The organism is Thermobifida sp. (assembly GCF_017577275.1).
GTDB classification, from domain to species: domain Bacteria; phylum Actinomycetota; class Actinomycetes; order Streptosporangiales; family Streptosporangiaceae; genus Thermobifida; species Thermobifida fusca.
Genome location: NZ_PITY01000025.1, coordinates 53,528 through 73,785, shown reverse-complemented (window position 1 = coordinate 73,785; position 20,258 = coordinate 53,528). Strand labels below are relative to the sequence as shown.

At 66.4% G+C, this 20,258-nt stretch carries 14 protein-coding genes; 4 read left to right on the top strand and 10 right to left on the bottom strand.

Going from position 1 to position 20,258, the window contains the following annotated elements:
- Positions 1-59: 59 nt before the first annotated feature.
- The 3 genes from CW348_RS12985 to CW348_RS12975 form a co-directional block, all read right to left on the bottom strand.
- Entirely contained in the window at positions 60-506 is a 447-nt protein-coding gene (locus tag CW348_RS12985; RefSeq protein ID WP_234351672.1) for a DUF3060 domain-containing protein, read from the bottom strand.
- A 136-nt stretch (positions 507-642) separates the two neighbouring features.
- Complete coding sequence (gene uvrB, locus CW348_RS12980) at positions 643-2,748, bottom strand: excinuclease ABC subunit UvrB (protein ID WP_011291643.1); 2,106 nt, start codon at positions 2,746-2,748, stop codon at positions 643-645.
- A 955-nt stretch (positions 2,749-3,703) separates the two neighbouring features.
- The gene (locus CW348_RS12975; RefSeq protein WP_011291642.1) at positions 3,704-6,046 is read right to left on the bottom strand and encodes a tetratricopeptide repeat protein; all 2,343 of its coding nucleotides are present in this window, start codon (positions 6,044-6,046) and stop codon (positions 3,704-3,706) included.
- A 1,152-nt stretch (positions 6,047-7,198) separates the two neighbouring features.
- Between CW348_RS12975 and CW348_RS12970 the strand changes: the two genes are divergently transcribed.
- Positions 7,199-8,485, top strand: a complete 1,287-nt coding sequence (locus CW348_RS12970; RefSeq protein ID WP_011291640.1) for a GTPase — start codon at positions 7,199-7,201, stop codon at positions 8,483-8,485.
- A 127-nt stretch (positions 8,486-8,612) separates the two neighbouring features.
- Here CW348_RS12970 and coaE read toward each other — a convergent pair whose 3' ends face one another.
- The 4 genes from coaE to polA form a co-directional block, all read right to left on the bottom strand.
- A complete protein-coding gene (gene coaE, locus CW348_RS12965; RefSeq protein WP_016188531.1) occupies positions 8,613-9,215 on the bottom strand; it encodes a dephospho-CoA kinase in 603 nt (200 codons plus the stop codon).
- 84 nt (positions 9,216-9,299) lie between these two features.
- On the bottom strand, positions 9,300-10,757 hold the full coding sequence (gene rpsA, locus CW348_RS12960) for a 30S ribosomal protein S1 (protein WP_011291638.1): 1,458 nt from the start codon (positions 10,755-10,757) through the stop codon (positions 9,300-9,302).
- A 409-nt stretch (positions 10,758-11,166) separates the two neighbouring features.
- A complete protein-coding gene (arfB, locus tag CW348_RS12955) occupies positions 11,167-11,595 on the bottom strand; it encodes an alternative ribosome rescue aminoacyl-tRNA hydrolase ArfB (protein ID WP_061783565.1) in 429 nt (142 codons plus the stop codon).
- Positions 11,596-11,696: 101 nt separating this feature from the next.
- Positions 11,697-14,456, bottom strand: coding sequence for a DNA polymerase I (gene polA, locus CW348_RS12950; RefSeq protein WP_016188529.1), 2,760 nt, complete (start codon positions 14,454-14,456; stop codon positions 11,697-11,699).
- An 89-nt stretch (positions 14,457-14,545) separates the two neighbouring features.
- Here polA and CW348_RS12945 point away from each other — a divergent pair, with 89 nt between their 5' ends.
- From CW348_RS12945 to CW348_RS12935, 3 genes are all read left to right on the top strand, one after another.
- On the top strand, positions 14,546-14,971 hold the full coding sequence (locus CW348_RS12945; protein ID WP_011291635.1) for a PaaI family thioesterase: 426 nt from the start codon (positions 14,546-14,548) through the stop codon (positions 14,969-14,971).
- 39 nt (positions 14,972-15,010) lie between these two features.
- Complete coding sequence (locus CW348_RS12940; protein WP_016188528.1) at positions 15,011-15,790, top strand: DUF554 domain-containing protein; 780 nt, start codon at positions 15,011-15,013, stop codon at positions 15,788-15,790.
- Between the two features lie 385 nt (positions 15,791-16,175).
- Positions 16,176-17,423: an ABC transporter substrate-binding protein gene (locus tag CW348_RS12935; protein WP_104612906.1), complete on the top strand. Its 1,248-nt coding sequence runs from the start codon at positions 16,176-16,178 to the stop codon at positions 17,421-17,423.
- A gap of 139 nt (positions 17,424-17,562) precedes the next feature.
- Here the strand turns inward: CW348_RS12935 and CW348_RS12930 are convergent, their stop codons facing one another.
- The 3 genes from CW348_RS12930 to CW348_RS12920 are packed head-to-tail and all read right to left on the bottom strand — an operon-like array spanning position 17,563 to position 20,255.
- The gene (locus tag CW348_RS12930) at positions 17,563-18,405 is read right to left on the bottom strand and encodes an ABC transporter ATP-binding protein (protein WP_011291632.1); all 843 of its coding nucleotides are present in this window, start codon (positions 18,403-18,405) and stop codon (positions 17,563-17,565) included.
- Complete coding sequence (locus CW348_RS12925; protein ID WP_011291631.1) at positions 18,398-19,279, bottom strand: ABC transporter ATP-binding protein; 882 nt, start codon at positions 19,277-19,279, stop codon at positions 18,398-18,400. Before CW348_RS12925 ends, CW348_RS12930 begins: the two co-directional genes overlap by 8 nt.
- Complete coding sequence (locus CW348_RS12920; protein WP_011291630.1) at positions 19,269-20,255, bottom strand: branched-chain amino acid ABC transporter permease; 987 nt, start codon at positions 20,253-20,255, stop codon at positions 19,269-19,271. The genes CW348_RS12925 and CW348_RS12920 overlap by 11 nt, the downstream gene beginning before the upstream one ends.
- Between the last annotated feature and the right edge of the window lie 3 nt (positions 20,256-20,258).

The window sequence follows — 20,258 nt, the reverse complement described above, 5'->3', positions numbered from 1 at the left end:
CGTAACCAAAACCAAAGATTTCTCAGGAAACCCGTCGAAGACCGGCAGAGCGGGCGTGGTCACGGCGCGGAGCTCCCTCCCGGCTCAACGCTGTTTCCGCTCCCCAAATCGGTGACCACAGGATCCCCCGAGGCGTACCGGACGGTGTTGTTCGAACCCAGCACGCTCACCTCGGTGGCTGACTCCACACTCACCTGGTTGTCGCTTCCGGTGATGGTGAGCAAGGCGCAGGAGCCGGTAAGGGCGACGGTGGCGCTGTTGGCGACCACGTTCACACTCCGCCCACCGCACTCCTGGTCAACCGTGCCCCCGTCAGTGGCGATGGTGATGAGCTCGTCGGTGACGAGCGCGCCGCCGTCCGACGATCCCGGGCTTCCCCCACCGGAAATCTCAATCTCGGTGGTGCCGTCCCCCACCGAGATGTCGCCGTCCTCGTCGATCGAGATCCCCGCTCCGCTGTCGTCCCGCAGGCTGAGCCCGCCCGAACATCCCGCTACCGCAGCCACCGCAAGTGCAACTGCGCTGGTGAGAGCCGCCACCCGGCACCGCATCCGTTTCCCCGTCTCCCTCGCCTTGTCCCTCCAACAGCCATTTACGTGATGAGATCCCGTGCGGGGCAGAAAAGTTCGCTGCGGCGGGCAGTCAGCCGATTCCGGCCTCCTCCATTCCGCGGAGTTCGCGTTTGAGCTCCTTGATCTCGTCCCTGAGCCGGGCAGCCAGCTCGAACTGCAGATCGGCTGCTGCCTGGTGCATCTGCTCGGTGAGCTGTTCGACGAGGGCGGCGAGCTCCTCCCGAGGAAGGTTCTTCGCCTGCTCTGCGACCCGGTCGGGGCCGGACAGCGCACCGGACCGGGGCGTGGGGGTGCCCCGCTTCTCCCCGCGGCTGCGCGCGAGCAGTTCGGCCGTGTCGGCGTCCTCGCGGGCCAGAGAGTCGAGGATGTCGGCGATCTTCTTCCGCAGCGGCTTGGGGTCGATGCCGTGTTCCGCGTTGTAGGCGAGCTGTTTGGCCCGCCGCCGGTTGGTCTCCTCGATCGCCGCGGCCATGGCGTCAGTGACCGTGTCGGCGTACATGTGCACCTGCCCCGACACGTGCCGGGCGGCCCGGCCGATCGTCTGGATCAGTGACCGCTCCGAGCGGAGGAATCCTTCCTTGTCCGCGTCGAGGATCGCCACAAGCGACACCTCGGGCAGGTCGAGCCCTTCCCGCAGCAGGTTGATGCCGACAAGCACGTCGAAAACACCGACCCGCAGCTCGCGCAGCAGCTCCACCCGGCGCAGCGTGTCGATCTCGCTGTGCAGGTAGCGCACCCGGATGCCGAGGTCGGTGAGATAGTCGGTGAGGTCCTCGGCCATCTTCTTGGTCAGGGTGGTGACCAGCACCCGCTCGTCGCGTTCGGCGCGGATCCGGATCTCGTGGACGAGGTCGTCGATCTGCCCCTCGGTGGGTTTGACGATCACCTCCGGGTCCACCAAGCCGGTCGGCCTGATCACCTGCTCGACCACGTCGCCGCCGACGCGTTCCAGCTCGTACGGGCCCGGGGTGGCCGACAGGTAGAGGGTCTGACCGGTGCGTTCCCGGAACTCGTCCCAGGTCAGCGGCCGGTTGTCCATCGCCGAGGGGAGCCGGAAGCCGTGTTCCACCAGGGTGCGTTTCCGTGCCGCGTCCCCCTCGTACATGCCGCCGATCTGCGGCACGGTGACGTGCGACTCGTCGATGACCACCAGGAAGTCTTCGGGGAAGTAGTCGAGCAGGGTGTTGGGCGGGCTTCCGGGGGCACGCCCGTCGAAGTGGCGGGAGTAGTTCTCCACCCCCGCGCAGGTGCCCATCTGCTCCAGCATCTCCACGTCGTAGGTGGTGCGCATGCGCAGCCGCTGCGCTTCGAGGAGCTTGCCGGCCGCTTCCAGTTCCGCGAGCCGCTCTTCCAGTTCCGCTTGGATGCCGGCGATGGCCTTCCGCATCCGCTCCGGCCCAGCCACGTAGTGGGAGGCGGGGAAGATGTAGACGCGGTCGCTCTCCCCCAGCACTTCGCCGGTGATCGGGTGCAGGGTCATGAGCCGTTCGATCTCGTCGCCGAACATTTCGATCCGGACCGCGAGCTCGTCGTAGACCGGGATGATCTCCACGGTGTCGCCCCGCACCCGGAACGTGCCGCGGGTGAACGCGACATCGTTGCGGGTGTACTGCATCTCCACGAGCCGGCGCAGCAGCTCGTCGCGGTCGATCTCCATGCCGACTTCGACTGTCGCCATGCGGTCGACGTACTCCTGCGGGGTGCCCAGGCCGTAGATGCACGACACGGACGCCACGACAACGGTGTCGCGGCGGGTGAGCAGCGCCGTGGTGGCCGAGTGCCGGAGCCGCTCCACTTCCTCGTTGATGGAGGAGTCCTTCTCGATGTAAGTGTCGGTCTGCGGGACGTAGGCCTCGGGCTGGTAGTAGTCGTAGTAGGAGACGAAGTATTCGACCGCGTTGTGGGGCATCATCTCGCGCAGCTCGTTGGCGAACTGCGCGGCCAGCGTCTTGTTGGGCTGGATGACCAGGGTGGGGCGCTGCAGCCGCTCGATGAGCCAAGCCACGGTGGCGGTTTTTCCGGTACCGGTGGCGCCCAGCAGGACCGTGTCGGCCGCCCCGCCTTGGATCCGTCGGGCGAGCTCCTCGATCGCGGCGGGCTGGTCACCCGCCGGGACCATGTCTGTGACCACTTCGAATGGCCTGTCCGTGCGCTGGATGTCGGTGACCGGTCGCATACGTCCCCCTGCGTGTTCTCCGTCTTCCCGCCTGTGTCCCACTCTAGGGTCCGCCGCTGACAGCCGGGTTCCGCCGTTCGTCCTCAGCCAGCGTTCCTGGGGTGGGCTGTGTCCGGCGGCAACGCTCCGCCTGCCGCACCCCTGCCGGCTGCGTCGGAATACCGCTTTTCTTGCCAACGGAGGCGAGGAGCACGGTGCTGCTTATCACACTGCTCGTCGTGGGGTGGAATACGGGCGGATACGGCCGGGCAGCCCGGAAAGCGGGTGGCGATCCCTCAGGATGCTGAACCCGACGGGACGTGGACAGACCGTTATTCCTGTTACGGTTCGCTCTCATTTTGGGATGGCGGCACGGCATAGCACTCTGCACGTGCTTTTCCGGAATACTCCCCTACCCTCCAGCTCTCGGAAAATACGTGAACGGCAGGACAAAGAGCACGAACGGGGACGTCTCAGACGCAGCCCTACCGCTGCCTACAGCCGGGAAGCTGCCCTCTTCTCACCACTCTGACGTGGGGATATTCTCCCGAGACACGACCCTGGGCTCGTGCAGGCTCCCCTCTGCGCGGCACCTGACCGGAACCGTTGGCTTCTTTCTACTGTGAGACAATTCCGCGTATTCACAGCGTCGCATCATCTACTGCCCAGGATTCTTTCCACCGTATCCTGCGCACACGGATCCGCAATCAGGATGCGTTAACAGAATTCTCGGGACAACATTCCGAGCAGTTGATGACGACTTTATTTCCCGTTGAACAATCCAGCGGCGCAAAACGCACTCTTCCCGGTTTTCCCGCAGAGAAACCGGTTTTTCCCCGAAAAACAGGAGACAACTCGCCTTTCCCCAACGCGGCGGTCCGTCGCGGCCCGTCCCAAGGGAAGCCGTCCCCTCCCCCCGCTGGGCACCGTCGACCGACCGGGGTTGCGCGGTGTGCCGCCACCCGGCCTCGAGTGCTCACCGTGCGCAGCCCAGGGCGGCGCCCCCAGCCAGCTCGCCGTCCCCTTCCCCCGTCCTCGCAACGGATCCACCCCCGCAGGCCGGAAGACCGGACTCGTGGAGGAGACGCACGATCTCCGCAAGCCCCAGCCGTGCCCCCTCCTCGCGTGCCCGAGCCACCCCGTCCGCACCCAACTCGGCACGGAGCCGCGCCGCGCAGCGCCGGTGCTCCCACAGCAGTTGGGGAAACCCGAACAGTTGGGGAACGCCCCCGCCCAGCAAAGTCCGGGCCGCTCCCAGCAGGCGGGCCGCGAGCCCGGGGTCTCCATGCTCCGCCAGAATCCACGCGAGCGCGTTCACCGCCATCGCGCCGCCCAGCCGGTCGTCGAACTCTGCGCTGATCTCCAGGCTGCGCACCAAGTGGGCGGCCGCCTCATCGGCCTCGCCCTGCCGCCAGAGGTAGATCCCGAACGTGGACAGCAGATAGGAGCGGTGCCACCGTTCCCCGCGGCGTAGGCTCAGCTCCACCGCTTTCCGGTGGTACTCCGCTACCGTCGCCTGGTCCCCCTCGCCGATCAAAGTGAGCAGCCCGAGAGTGACCTGCTCCCCGAACTCGTCACCGTGGCGGCGATACCCCTGCAGCGCCCGCAGTGCCTTGGCGCGCGCGGTGCCCGCTTCCGCCCAGGAGAGCGCCGCCAGGCTGCGCAGCAGGGCCGCATCGGATTCTGTCCGCGTCCCGCCTGTTCCTTCCTGTTCGATCTCGCGGGCGCAGCGGTCCACCGTATCGAGGTCCCGCTGGAGTACCGCGACGAACCCGCACACCCACAACGCTTTGTCTCGTTCCGGCCCGGGCTCCTGGCACCGCTGCAGCCCCAGCTCCAACCAGTGGCGGCTCTCACTGAGCGGCACGCACAGCATCCAGTACGGCCACAGAGTGCCCATAGCCCGCAGCGTGCGACGGACGGTCGCGGGATCGTCGAGCCCTGCGCGCAGCGCCACTTTCAGGTCGGCGTGGCCGCGGCGGAGCCGCCGGAACCAGAGTGCCTGCCCGGCACCGCTCCACGCGCTCTCCGCGCGCTCCACCAGGGTCAGATACCAGTCGCGGAGCCGACGGCGCGTCTCCTCTGCGGTTCCGCTCTCCGCTAACCGGTCCCGGCCGTAGCGCCGCACCGGTTCCAGCATCCGGTAGTACCGTTGCCCTTCAGCGTCGTAGGCGGTCAGCACCGACTGGTCCACAAGACCGGTGACCGCGTGGAGCGCCTTGTCTGTCTCCCAGCCGGCCTCGGCCAGGACTGCTTCGGCGCCCTCCAACGTGAAGTCCCCACCGAAGATTGAAAGCCGGGCCCAGGCCCGCCGCTCGTCCGGAGTGCACAGCCCGTAGCTCCAGTCCAGCACTGCGCGCAGCGTCCGGTGCCGGTCCGGGGCGGTGCGCACCGAACTGTCCGGCAGGGACAGTCCCTCCTCCAACCGCTCCAGCAACTGCCGCGGGGAGAGGACCCGCAGTCCGCGGGCGGCCAGTTCCACCAGCAGCGGCACCCCCTCGAGCAATTGGCACAGCCGGATCACCGCCCGGTGGTTGTCCTCGTCCACCGTGAAGCCCGGGACCACCGCTGCGGCCCGGTCCACCAGCAGTTCGACCGACTCGTACCGTGTCAGGTGCTCCAGCGGGGTGGCGGACCCAGGCACGGACAGGGGGTGCACCTGCCAGAGCTGCTCCCCTGCACAGCCCAGCGGGCGTCGGCTGGTGGCCAGGATCTGCACGCCGGGCGCCCGCCGCCGCAGAGTCTCCACCAGGACCGCACAGCTCTCCACCAGGTGCTCGCAATTGTCGAGGAGCAGAAGAAGTTCCCGGTCGGCGAGGGCTGCGGCCAGCGTGTCCGCGGACGCGTCTGCGGAGCCGTCCGGGATCCGCAGTGCTGCTCCCACAGTCCACACCACGGCCTGCGGATCGGTGACCGACGCCAATTCGACGAGCCCCACGCCGTCCCGGTAACGGTCGCACACCCGGCGGGCTACGTGCAGGGCGAGCCTGGTCTTGCCTACTCCCCCTGTGCCGACGAGGGTGACCGTCCCGCCGTGGGCGAGCCGCTCCTCTACCGCGGCCAGGTCGGTTTTGCGGCCTACGAACGACGTGACCTCGGCTGGCAGGGTTCCGGTGGCAAACGCCGTCGTGGCGTAGCCGGGTTCCGGGTCGGCCCCCACAGAGGTGGGGCTCTGCTGCGTAGCGGCCTGTTCGTTGCGGGCTTCATACCACCGCTGCCGCCACTGTTCGAGCAGAGCGGCTTCCTCCCATGCCTCTGCGCTGCCGACCGCCTGCTCGGGATGGGCTCGGGCGTATGCGGCACAGGCCCGGACAAACATCACGGCGACTCCCAGTGTGGGCAATTCGCGCCCGGATGCCGCATTGCTCAGGGTTGTATCGGAATATCCTTCTCCTAAAGAGACTGTGAGGGCGGAAAGCGTCCGAAAGGACGGGGTTCCCGCATCCGCACGCAACGCACGCAACTCTAGTGCGAATCTTCCAGCGGGACTTTCAGGTTTGGATACTGGATTGAGACGACGTCCTGGTCGTGCCTGTCGACCCACCAGTCCTCCGTTCACTCATCACTCGGCCGTCTACCAGTATCCCGAAGCATCTCCGCCCGCAGTACTCCGCGCTTTCGGGGCGCGACCCTCATTTTCGCGAAAGATGATTCTCGATTCTGTTTTCGGAGTTCTTCTCTCTCCTCTCGATGCAAAGCCCGGCCAATTGTCAATTTGATCATCAGGCAGGCCCTGTCGCGCAGTCAATCCGGTGTTTTCACTTCGGTCTGGCAGACCGTCCGCGGCCGGAGCCTGTGTCTTTCTCCGCTCGGGGATACGGATCCGAAGCAAGCAGCGGCCTGGGATGGGCAGACACCCGCGCACTCAGTGGGAGAGTGCTCCGACATCCCACGCGACTCGCGCCGCCGCACGGCTCCAGGGACCGTTGACGGCGCGCTCCCCGCAACCCTGCGCTAACAGCAGCTTCCGGGGCATCGCGAACGCACAGTCCTCCCCGTCAGCCCGGTTTTCTCCCCCGGTGGATGGTCTTCTCTCTGCCCGCAGGGCCCGCTCTCTTGCTGCTGCGGCTTCCGCCATGGGTCGGTGCACAGTAGCTCGATACGCACATCCAGGCGCTGCCGGGGTCCTTCCCCGGAGTTCGGAATCCTCGGGTCGATATCCGCTGCCGCTTGAAACGGATCACCGCTCGACCGCTCTGCACTGCCCGGAATTCCGTCCGGCTGCCGACAGCCCTTCCGCATGCGGAAGTCCTCCGACGGGAAGAACAGTTCTCTTTTGCTCCGGCTTCGGACATTTCCTATCCGGAACGCAAGGGAACCGGAGCACCGCCCCGCGCGTCAATAAAAAGACAGCGATTCGCCATCCAGAAGCCGGACATATTTCCTGAAAGCAACACAGGATTATCCTGTTCTCTTCTGCGGGAAGAGAATATTTGCGGTCGCTTTCTTCCCCAAGAAAGGAAGGTGATCAATGTCAGCGGAGAACATGACCGACCAGGAGGTCGAGAAGTTCCTGGAAATGCTGCGCCAGAGGGGCGTACAGCTGCCCAAGCAGCGGAAACCGAACATCGTCATCTGCGGTCAGACCGGGGTTGGAAAGACCACGACGATCAACACTCTCTTCGGTAGAGAGGTGGGTGCTGTCGGAGACTTCTCCCGGGGGAGTGTGACCGACACGCTGTACGAGTGGGAAGCCCACGGCCAGTACATCGACATCGTCGACCTCCCCGGCCTTGGGGACACCCCCAAGAACGACCGTGAGTACCGCGAGATGTACCGGCGCAGGGTCGCCGAGGCAGACGGTTTCCTCGTGGTCGTCAACCCTCCTCGGCCGTTCAACTCCGCGACGAAGAGCACCGTGGATCTGCTGATCTCCTGCGGGGTAGCCCCGGAGCAGATCGTTTTCGCCTACAACCGTCTCGAGTCGATCACCACCCTCATCGAGGGGGAACGGCGCTCAGTCAGGCTCAACGGGATCGCCGGACCTGCGACGGAAGCTGACCGCGAGGCCGTAGAACGCGCCCGCCAGGCCTTCTACCAGGACCTATGTGAGGGGATCCATGGTGGCCGGTACCGCACACGTTTCTCCCTTGACCAGATCGTCCCCTACGACGCGCTGCACGGCTGGAACATCTTCGTCCTCTTGGGCCAGGTAGTGCAGCGTCTTCCCGGGGAGACGCTGGCGAGCTGGGACAAAGCCGTCTCGCGAGGGGTCCAGGAGCTGCAGGAGCGGGAACGTGAACAGCAGCTCGCAGAGCGCGAGCTGCTGCTTCGCAGGAAGGAAAAACTCCTCGCTCAGGAGAAGAAGGCTCTTACCCAGCTCGCACGACGCCTGACCCAGCGCGCGAAGAAACTGGACAAGCGCGCGGAAGAACTGGCCGAGTGGGAGCAAGAACTCACCGAGCGGGAAGAAGCACTCGACGAACGCGAAAGACGCTTGTCACTGACGAGCTCCTCCCAGAGGGAGAAGACCGCCCCACCGGAGCGTTCCAGCCGCCCCCAGCGTCTCACCCCGGTCTCCACCCCCGAGCCGGATCCGGTGGAGGACGATCTCGAGGCCGAGCGCCGCAGCATTCAGGAGGACGAGGAGCGGCTCAAGGAACGGGAGAAGGCAGCCGCTGAAATTCCCCGGCAGCATGAAGAGCACAAGGTGACAGTGCGTGAACGCATCAAAAACTGGTTCTCGAAAGCAGTGAAGGTTGGCGCTGAGCTCGCCGGGCGTGCTGTCTCCTATTTCCTCCAGGCTTTCAGCGGCTGATCACGTCGCACAGGCCCCGTCTCAGCCTTAGGCTCTATCGGATTTCACCCGGAGCGCCCCTGGTCCCCTGGTGGGGCAGTCGACGCCCGGGCCGGACACTGCCGCGGCAGCAGCTCGCCGCTGCCGGCTACCGGGAGTGCAGTCGCCGCTGCAGTTCCTCCCACACCTCAGCGACCCGGGCGTCCAATTCCTCCTCGGTTCCCGAATTGTCGATGATGATGTCGGCGACCGCGCGGCGCTGCTCCCGACTGGCCTGGGCGTTGATCCGGGCACGGACCTGTTCTTCAGGCATCCCCCGGTTCGCGGTCACCCGCTCCACCTGGGTGTGGACCGGGACGTCCACCACGATCACCACGTCGTACTGGTCGGCGAGATTGTTTTCGACGAGGAGCGGCACGTCATAGACGACGATCGTGCCCTCCTTTGCCTGCGCCATCAGCTCTTGGGTGCGTTCCCCCACCCGGGGGTGCACGATCGCGTTGAGCCGAGCCAGTTTGGTCTCGTCAGCGAAAACGATCTCCCCCAGCCGGGCCCGGTCCAGTCTTCCCTCAGGGGTGAGCACCTGGTCACCAAACTCGGCGACGATCTCGGCAAGCGCGGGGGTTCCCGGTTCGACCACTTCCCGCGCGATAGCGTCCGCGTCGATGACGAGCGCCCCGTGTGCGGCAAGACGGCGCGCCACCGAACTCTTCCCCGAACCGATCCCGCCGGTCAGTCCCACTTTCAGCATGCCGACGATCCTACGGACGGCCCGCGGCACACGAAAAAGGGGGCCGCCCGATCGTGGGCGACCCCCGTCAGCCTATGGAGCGGATCAGCTTTCGCCGCCGCCCGCGAGCTTCTCCCGCAGCGCGGCCAGGGCCTCGTCGGAGGCGAGCTCTCCGCCGCCCTGACCAGAACCGCTGTCGTCGTCGGCCTGCTGCTCCTGAGCAGCCGCGGCCTCGGCAGCCTGGGCTTCTTGGACCTGCTTGCGGTGCGCTTCGAAGCGGGCCTGAGCCAGAGCGTACTGGCGCTCCCACTCGTCGCGCTGGGCCTCGTAGCCCTCCATCCACTCGCCGGTCTCCGGGTCGAAGCCCTCCGGGTACTTGTAGTTGCCGTGTTCGTCGTACTCGGCAACCATGCCGTACATCGTCGGGTCGAACTCGGTCTGGTCCGGCGAGATGCTCTCGTTGGCCTGCTTCAGCGACAGGCTGATGCGGCGCCGGTCCAGGTCGATGTCGATGATCTTGACGAAGATCTCGGTGCCCACCTGAACAACCTGTTCGGGGACCTCCACGTGGCGCTCGGCCAGCTCGGAGATGTGCACCAGACCCTCGATACCCTCTTCGACCCGCACGAACGCGCCGAACGGCACCAGCTTGGTGACCTTGCCCGGAACAATCTGTCCGATCTGGTGGGTGCGGGCGAACTGCTGCCACGGGTCTTCCTGGGTGGCCTTCAGCGACAGGGAGACGCGCTCGCGCTCCATGTCGACATCGAGGACCTCGACCGTGACCTCCTGGCCGACCTCGACCACTTCGCTCGGGTGGTCGATGTGCTTCCAGGACAGTTCGGACACGTGCACCAGACCATCAACACCGCCGAGGTCGACGAACGCGCCGAAGTTGACGATCGAAGAGACCACACCCTTACGGATCTGGCCCTTCTGCAGGGTGTTGAGGAAGGTCTGGCGGACCTCGGACTGGGTCTGTTCCAGCCAGGCACGGCGCGACAGGACGACGTTGTTGCGGTTCTTGTCAAGCTCGATGATCTTGGCTTCGAGCTCGCGGCCCACGTAGGGCTGCAGGTCGCGCACGCGACGCATCTCGACGAGGGAAGCGGGCAGGAAGCCGCGAAGGCCAATGTCGAGGATGAGACCGCCCTTGACAACCTCGATAACGGTGCCGGTGACGACGCCGTCCTCTTCCTTGATCTTTTCGATCGTGCCCCAAGCCCGCTCGTACTGAGCGCGCTTCTTGGACAGGATGAGGCGGCCTTCCTTGTCCTCCTTCTGGAGAACAAGAGCTTCGACATGGTCCCCGACAGCGACGACCTCGTGTGGATCGACGTCGTGCTTGATCGAGAGTTCACGTGAGGGGATCACACCCTCGGTCTTGTAGCCGATGTCGAGCAAGACCTCGTCTCGATCGACCTTCACGATGGTGCCTTCGACGATGTCACCGTCGTTGAAGTACTTGATGGTCTCGTCGATCGCGGCGAGGAAGGCTTCCTCGGAACCGATGTCGTTGACCGCTACCTGCGGTGTCGAGGTGGCCTCGGTGCTGCTCGTCATGTGTGGGTGGACTCCGGTACGGACATGGATAGAAGTTTGGACACGCTGTGAGAACACATTTGATTCGGATCCGACAGGAAACGCCCGGATGGGAGGTCCACCACACCAAAGATGTGGCCGTCCTCTAATCCGCACGTCGACCGGTCGGTCTTCCCCGACCCCGGGCGAACCCCGAATCGAGTGTGTGCATGCGAATCCACAACGCTCCCCACAGCCTATGGGAGGACTGCCCCGTGGTCAATTCGAGACCAGGGGAGCGCCGGTATCAATCCTATTGCGTCTGTGCGAGTGGCTGAGCAGGGAGCAGACTCACCTCTCAGGGACCTTGACCGGGGTCCACCACGGATGCTACAAGCCAAGGCTCCGTCTTTGAAGGTTTCCAGTGGGTAAAAATTCCCTTCAGTGCACGCTACTCCTCGTAGCGCCCCGAACGGAGGCGTTTGAGAGCGGAGCGGTGTCGCTTCTCCCGCAGCCGGCGCTCCTTGGCCGCCCGGGACGGCTTGGTAGGCCGTCTTTTCCGCGCTGGAGGCCGAGCTGCCTCGCTGAGCAGCGCCGCCAGGCGCTCCCAGGCGACTTCCCGGTTGCGGGCCTGGGAGCGAAAATCTTGTGCTGAAACGGTCAGCACCCCGTCAACCAGCCGCGGGCCCAGGCGCCGCAGGACGCGCTCCCGCTGCTCCTCGGTGAGCACCGCGGTGGTGGTGACGTCCAGGGACAGCGAGACCCGCGTGCTCGCAGTATTGGCGTGCTGCCCACCCGGACCCGAGGAACGAGAGAAACGCCACACCAGTTCGTCGTCGCGCAGCTCCACGCGAGGGGCGCCGAGTGGATTCCGTCGCATCACCGCAGCCTTCGCCGATCACACTTTGTCGTAATTTTATCCTCACTCAGCGCTTCTTCCGGAAAATTCACCGGATTCTGCCGACCACGTGACCGACCGGCTCAGTGAGCTGCGTCATGCCAGTTGGGGCCCACCCCCACCGACACGGCAAGCGGAACCCGCAACTGCTGCGCCTGAGACATGTGCTCCACCACGAGCTCCCGCACGGTGTCCAGCTCGCCGGGGGCGACCTCCAGCACAAGTTCGTCGTGGACTTGCAGCAGCATCCGCGAGGCGAGCCCGTTCTCGCGCAGCGCCCGGTCCACGCGCAGCATCGCCAGCTTGATGATGTCCGCGGCCGACCCTTGGATGGGCGCGTTGAGCGCCATCCGCTCAGCCATCTCCCGCCGCTGCCGGTTGTCGCTGTTGAGGTCGGGCAGGTAGCGGCGGCGGCCCAGGATCGTCGCGGTGTAACCTTCGCGCCGTGCCCGGACCACCACGGCTTCGAGGTAGTCGCGGACCTTCCCAAAGTGGGAGAAGTACTCCTCCATGAGGACCCGGGCTTCTTTCGGCGAAATACCCAGCTGCTGGGCCAGCCCATAGTCGCTCAGCCCGTAGGCCAGGCCGTAGTTCATGGCCTTGATCCGGGCGCGTGCCTCCCCGTCGACCTGGTCCACCGGGATCCGGAAGACCCGCGAAGCGATCTGCGCGTGGAAGTCGAAGCCGCTGTGGAACGCTTCGATCAGCGCCTCGTCCTCCGACAGGTGGGCCATGATGCGCAGTTCGATCTGGCTGTAGTCGGCGGTGAGCAACTGCTCGTAGCCTTCACCGACCACGAAGGCGCGGCGGATGCGCCGACCGGCGTCGGTGCGCACCGGGATGTTCTGCAGGTTGGGCTCGGCTGAGCTGAGCCGTCCCGTGGCGGTCACCGTCTGGTGGAAGGTGGTGTGGATACGCCCGTCCTCGGCGATCGTCTTGATCAGCCCTTCCACCGTGGTCCGCAGCTTGGTCTGGTCGCGGTGGCGCAGCAGGATGACGGGGAGCTCGTTGTCGGTCTGCGCGGCCAGCCACGCCAGCGCGTCCGCGTCAGTGGTGTAGCCGGTTTTGATCCGCTTCGTCTTGGGCAGCCCCAGCTCGTCGAAGAGGATCTGCTGCAACTGTTTGGGCGATCCGAGGTTGAACTCGCGGCCCACCAGGCGGTGCGCTTCGTCGACTGCCTGGCGGACTGCGGCGGCGAACTCGGCTTCCAAGTCCCGCAGGTAGGTGAGGTCGGCGGCGATCCCCGCATCCTCCATGCGGGCCAGCACCTCGGCCAGGGGGAGTTCCAGGTTGTGGAGCAGGTCGAGTCCTTCACGCCGGGTGAGCTCGGCGTCCAAGGCCAAGGCCAGCTCCACCGTGGCCAGGGCTCGGAGCGCCAGTTCGCGGCGGGCCGTGTCCTGGTCGTCGCCGGTCCCTTCGAGGTCCAGGGTGAGCTGAGCGCCTTCGGCGTTGTGCTCTGTCAGTTCCCGGCCTAGGTAGCGGAGGCACAGGGTGGCGAGCTCGAAGTTGCGTCGCCCGGGTTCCAGCAGGTAGGCGGCGATTGCGGTGTCGGATTCGACCCCGTCCAGGGTCCAGCCGCGGGCCCACAGGGCGCGCAGTGCCCATTTGACGCCATGCAGCACCTTGGGATAGGCGGGGTCGGCCAGCCATGCGGTGAGCGCGGCCTCGTCCGCGGGGTCCAGTTGGGTCGGATCGAGGCAGACCGCGCGGCCCGAGGGGACGGCAAGCGCCAGGCGGATGATGTCACCGCCCCGCTCCCCGCTCCACTCCAGGGCCACCCCAGTGCGGGCCCCGGCGGCGATCTCCGCGGCGAGCCAGTCGCCCAAGGTGCCGGGTGCCGGGTCGACCAGTTCGACGGAGAACCCTTCGTCTTGGACGGGTTCGGCGCTGTCGTCGCCCGCCTGCTCGCTCAGCACGGCGAACAGGCGGTCGCGGAGGGTTGAGGCGAACTCCAGGTTGTCGAAGAGCAGGTTGACGCCGTCGCGGTTCCAGTGGCCCAGCGTCATCCCGGTGACGTCGACGCCGAGCTCCACATCGGTGGCGAGCCGGTTGAGCCGCTGGTTGCGCAGGACGTCGTCGAGGTGGTCGCGGAGGTTCTGCCCAGCCTTGCCGCCGATCTCGTGGGCGTGGGCGACGAGCGCGTCGAGCGACCCGTACTTGGCCAGCCACTTGGCCGCGGTCTTGGGCCCCACCCCCGGCACTCCGGGCAGGTTGTCGGACTTCTCCCCCACCAGGGCCGCCAGGTCGCAGTAGCGTTCCGGCGGCACCGCGTACTTGGCTTCGACCGCCTCCGGGGTCATGCGGATCAGGTCGGACAGGCTCCTGCCCGGGTAGAGCACCGTGCAGTGCTCGCCGACCAGCTGGAAGGTGTCGCGGTCCCCGGAGGCGATGAGCACGTCCATGCCTTCGGCGAGACCCCGCGTGGTGAGCGTGGCGATGATGTCGTCAGCCTCGTATCCCGGGACGGACAGGCTGGTGACCCCGATCAGCCCAAGCAGTTCTTGGAGCAGGCCCACCTGGCTGGGGAACTCCGGCGGGGTTTCGGAGCGGCCCGCCTTGTACTCGGCGTACTCCTCATGCCGGAACGTGGGCTCGGAGCGGTCCCAGGCCACGGCGATGTGCGTGGGCTGCTCTTCGCGGAGCAGCTTGACCAGCATCGACGTGAAGCCGTAGATGGCATTGGTGGCCTGGCCTGCGCTGTTGACGAATTTTTCTGCCGGGAGCGCGTAGAACGCGCGGAAGGCCATGGAGTGGCCGTCCACGAGGAGCAGCCGGGGGCGCCCACCTCCTTCACCGGTCTCGGCGGGACGGGTCTGCTCGGGGGTCGCCTGTGTGTTCACCACACGACGAATCCTAGGATGCGCAGAAGACATTTGCGCGGTTCCCGCGGCGGTCCCGCCTTGACCTTCCCGTTCACCGTGAGGGAGCAGTAATGGCTGTGGATGGCGAGAAGCTGGCTGAACTTCTCGGGCACAACCCCAACCTGGGCGGCTTGGCCGAGCGGATGGGCATGGAACTACTGGAAGCCTCCACCGAGCGCGTGGTCGGCCGGATCCCGGTCGAAGGCAACACCCAGCCCTACGGTCTGCTGCACGGCGGGGCCTCCTGTGTGCTGGCGGAATCCTTGGGGTCTATCGGGTCGGCGCTTCTGGCCGCGCCGGACCGCATCGCGGTGGGTATCGAAATCAACGCGACCCACCACCGCAGTGTCACCTCGGGCTGGGTCACGGGAGTGGCGGTGCCCGTCCACACTGGACGCACTCTGGCGACCTGGGACATCGAGATCACCGACGACCAGGGGCGGCGGGTGTGCACGTCCCGGCTGACCTGTATGCTGCGCGACGCGCCGGGCCGCTGAGGCCCTCCCCCATCCCCGCAACGACGTTCGGAGGCTGGAATGCCCGGCCTGGGCACCCTCATCAACATCATCGCGATCGTCACGGGCTCCGGTCTCGGCCTCGCCCTGGGCGGTCGTCTCCCCGACCGCACGCGGACCGTCGTCACCGATGCGCTCGGCCTGGTGGTGCTCCTTATCGCCGCGCTCAACGCCGCCGAGGTGCTCTCCCCCGAGCTGCGCGCGGCGGTCGGCGGTGCTGCGCCCACGCTGATCGTGCTGGGGTCTCTCCTCATTGGCGGGATCATTGGATCTCTGCTGCGGATCGAGCAGCGGCTCGAACGGCTCGGCACTCTGGTGCGCGCCACGCTGACCCGGCGTATGTCCGCGGTTGCCACGGCTCCGAGCCAGGACTCTCCGGCCGGTCCCTCCGCCAGTGAACGTTTTGTCGAAGGATTCGTCAGCTCGTCCCTGGTCTTCCTTGTCGGCCCGCTTGCCATCCTCGGCGCGCTCAGCGACGGCTTGGGCAACGGCATCGACCAGCTCGCGCTCAAAGCCGCGCTGGACGGCTTCGCCTCGATCGCTTTTGCTGCGGCCCTGGGGGCAGGGGTCCTCGCCTCTGCTCTGCCGGTCCTCGTCTACCAGGGCGCGTTCACCCTGCTGGGGGTCGCGCTGGGCAGTGTCCTGCCGGACGCCCACATCGCCGCGCTCACCGCGACCGGTGGGCTGCTGCTGGTCGGGGTGGCCTTGCGGCTGCTGCGCATCCGCGATCTGCCCGTCGCCGACCTGCTGCCCGCCTTGTTCGTCGCGCCTCTCCTCACCGCACTCGTCGCCGCTTTCTGACCGGGTTTGCCGGAGGCGATGCGCACCGGACCGTCCAAGGGCGGGCCGCGTTTCCGCTCTCGGAACCGGTCCGGTTGACGCGTGGGAAAACCTATTTCCGCTTCCGTTTTCCCGGAGTTTTTGTGCGCCGAATCTTCCCGTCGCGGAGCTGGGAATCCCCTCGTCCGATAACTCTCTGTAGAAGCTGCATATACTCCCCAAATCTTCGGCTACAGGTGAGTAACAGCATGAACCCGACTCGGCTGCGACATTTCCCACCATCTTCCTGAACCGCAGATTCCGGCATTAAGCTCCGCTAACGCCCACCGTTAAGTCCGTCGGAACATGGCGGCCGGGCAGACGTGGAGATTCACACGCGAGCAACGCGGGTCGAATGGAGAGATGGATGCCTCACACAAAGGCACTGGGCTTCACTGCCGCGGTCGCGGCGCTGGCCTTGGGACTCACCGCATGCGGCGCTGGCGGTAACGACGACAACGGCGGAAGCGGAGGCGACGGGGACGGCCTGCAGTTCGGCTACATCTTCCCCGAGAGCGGCGACCTGGCTTTCCTCGGACCGCCGCAGATCAGCGCAGCCGAGTACGCGATCCAGGAGATCAACGACGCCGGCGGTGTGCTGGGCACCGAGCTCCCCAAGCTCATCGGTGGTGACGAAGCCGGCGACGCGGCCCAGGCCAACGAGACCGCTAACCGCCTCCTCGACCAGGGGGTGGACGCCATCCTGGGTGCTGCCGCTTCCGGTATGACCAAGGCGGTCATCGACTCCATTACCGGTGCGGAGGTGGTGCAGTGCTCCGGCTCCAACACCGCTCCTGACCTCACCGACTACCCCGACGGCGGCTACTACTTCCGTACCGCGCCCAGCGACCTGATGCAGGGCCCGGTGCTCGCCGAGACCATCCTCGCCGACGGCCACCAGAGCGTCGCCATCATCTACCGGGCCGACGACTACGGTGAAGGCCTGGCGAACTCGGTGAGCGAAGCTTTGGAGGCCAGCGGCGCGGAGGTCACCGCCAAGGAGAGCTACGACCCCAACGCCACCAACTTCGACGCTGCGGTCAACGCTGTCGTCAATTCCAAGCCCGAAGCGGTCTTCCTCGCCTCCTTCGAGGAAGGCGTCCAGGCCATCTCCGGCCTGCTGGAAGCCGGTCTCAAGGCCGACCAGATGTACAGCGCCGACGGCATGAACTCCAGTGACCTCAGCTCGAGCGTCAACGCGGACGACCCCTCGGTGCTCGCCGGGTTCACGGGCACCGCTCCCGGCGTGAACGCTCCCGAGTTCGAGCAGGCTCTCGCCGAGTTCAACCCGGACCTGCAGGACTACCAGTTCGCCGCGCAGGTCTACGACTGCGCCATCACCATCGCGCTTGCCGCGGAAGCTGCCGGAAGCACCGACCCGAAGGACTTCGTGTCCGAGATGGTCAACGTGACCCGCGACGGTGAGAAGTGCACCTCGTTCGTCGAGTGCCGCGACCTGCTGGCCGAGGGTGCTGACATCGACTACGACGGCATCAGCGGTCCGCTGGACTTCGACGACAACGGTAACGTCACCGCTGCCTCCTTCATGATCTACGGCTTCAACGACAAGGGCGAGTACGAGATCCTCGACTACGTGGAAAGCGGCGGCAACTAGCAGTCCTCCTCGCGCCGCGGGGGCCGGAACCACCAGGTTCCGGCCCCCGCTCTTTGCGCGCCTCCGGGGCAGGACTTGCTACCCGTATAAGGAAGGGGGTTCTGGACTTGGTCCAGAACCCCCTTTGCGACGGGCAGGGTCAGGCTTTCGCCAGCGTCCCCAGGTACAGCTCGATCACGTTCGGGTCGTTCAGCAGTTCCTGGCCGGTGCCGGTGTAGGCGTTCCGCCCCTGGTCCAGCACGTAGCCTCGGTCGCTGATCTGCAGGCAGCGCCGCGCGTTCTGCTCCACCATGAGCACGGAGACCCCGGTGGCGTTGATCTGCTTGACCCGCTGGAAGACCTCCTCCTGGTAGAGGGGGGACAGGCCTGCCGTCGGCTCGTCCAGCAGCAGCACGGACGGGTTCATCATCAGCGCCCGTCCCATCGCCACCATCTGGCGCTCACCGCCGGACAGCGACCCGGCCTTGGCCTTGCGCCGCTTGGCCAGCAGCGGGAACAGTTCGGCGACCGCCGCAAACCGCTCAGCGAACTGCTTGGGGCGCAGGTAGGCCCCCATCTGCAGGTTCTCCTCGATAGTCAGGGAGGGGAACACGTTGTTCGTCTGCGGGACATAGCCCACTCCGCGCTTCACCAGCTCGTGCGCGGGCAGTGCGACGATGCTCTCCCCGCGCAGCGACAGGCTGCCGCTGCGCACCGGGATCAGCCCGAAGACCGTTTTGATCAGCGTGGACTTGCCTGCCCCGTTAGGGCCGATGATCGCCACGATCTCGCCTTCGGACAGGGTCAGCGTGCATCCGTTGAGGATGTTCACCCCGGGCACGTATCCCGCGACCAGGTCGCGCGCCACCAGCAGGTAGTCGCTGTCGTCGCCGATCTCCTCCGCCGCGGCGTGCTTGAGGATCTCCTCGCGCGCCTGCTGCTGGGCTTCCACAGACGCCTCGTCCGGCAGCGCGCCGGGACCGGTCTTCTCCTGCTCACTCATGGCTTTCTCCGGTGTCGGTCTGCGGCTCGCGACCGGATTCCTCGTACCCAGAACCCAGGTAGGCGTCGATCACTCGCTGGTCAGCGCGGATGTCAGAGGGCCGTCCCTCAGCGATGACCTTCCCCTCCGACAGCACGACGATCCAGTCGCTGATCCCCATGATGACGTCCATGTCATGCTCGACGAAGAGCACTGTCATGCCCTCGTCGCGCAGGGCGGTGATGTGCTCCAGCAGCGACTGCACCAGGGCAGGGTTGACCCCTGCCATGGGCTCGTCCAGCATGATCATCGTCGGGTTCACCATGAGCGCGCGAGCCATCTCCAGCAGTTTGCGCTGCCCGCCGGAGAGGCTGCCCGCCATCTCGTCCTTCTTGGCCAGCAGTTTGAACCGTTCCAGCAACTGCTCGGCCCGGGCCCGGTTGGCCTCCTCCTGCTTCCGCCACTGGGGGCGCAGGAAGGAGCCGAGGATCCGCTCCCCTGTCTGGCCTGGCGCTGCCAGCAGCATGTTCTCCATGACGGTCAGCCGGGTCAGCGCCTTGGTCAACTGGAAGGTGCGGACCATGCCCTCGCGGGCGATCCGGTGTCCCCCCAGCCCGTTGAGCTGCTTGCCTTGGAACGTCCACGTGCCGCTGTCTACTCGGTCGAACCCCGTCAAGAGGTTGAACAGCGTGGACTTTCCTGCTCCGTTGGGGCCGATCAACGCCGTGATCGTGCCGCGCTGCACCTCGAGGTGCTCCACGTCGACCGCGGTCAGACCGCCGAAGCTGCGCCGTACCCCGTCGACGACGAGGATCGGGTCGGGTTTGGCAACCCCCGGTACCGGGTCCACTCCGGCCATCCGGTCGACCGTGGCTCCGTTCACGTCACTTGACATTGATCAGCATCTCCTTGCGGTTGCCGATGAGCCCCTGCGGCCGGAAGATGATCAGCACCAGCAGCGCCACACCCACCAGGGCGTGCCGCACGCCGCCGATCTCGGAACTGGCGATGAAGGTGATCACGTCGGCGGCGATGAGCTGGCGCAGCACGCTGTCGGTCACGGACAGCAGGAACCACATGACGACCGATCCCAGCACCGGGCCGAGGGTGCGCCCGGCACCGCCCAGCAGGAGGATCGCCCACAGGTAGAACGTCACTTGCGGCATGAACTGGTCGGGGGTGATGGTCTGCTGGTTGACCACGAGCATGGCGCCGGCCAGGGCGCCGAAGACGCCGCCGATGATCAGGCTCTGCATCTTGTAGACGAAGACGTTCTTGCCGAGGCTGCGGACCGCGTCTTCGTCTTCGCGGATGCCTTTGATGACCCGCCCCCACGGGCTGTGGATCAGCAGCCACATGACCGCGCTGCCGACGAGCACCAGGCCCCACGTCACCGTCATCACCCACAGGTCGCGGGCGCTGAAGCTCAGCCACCCGAAACCGTAGGTGCCGGAGGGGAAGGGGTTCCACTGGTAGAAGGCGGTGGAGAAGCTCTGGAGGCCGTAGACACCGCCGGTGATGTCGCGGAGGAACTCGGCCCGGTAGATGAGCCGCGCCACCTCGGCTACCGCGATTGTCGTGATCGCCAGGTAGTCGGCGCGCAGCCGCAGGGTCGGTAGGCCGAGCACCAGGGCGAGGGCCACGGCGGAGGCGATGCCGATGAGGAAGCCCACTCCCAGGGGGAGCCCGAAGGTGCTGACGCTGACCGCGACACCGTAGCCGCCCACGAGCATGAAGCCCACTTGCCCGAAGTTGAGCAGGCCGGTGTAGCCGAAGTGCATGTTCAAACCGATGGCGGCGAGTGCGTAAACGGCAGCCACCGGGCCGATCGCCGACCGCGTGGCGTCGGCAAGGACCTGCAGAATATCCATCCG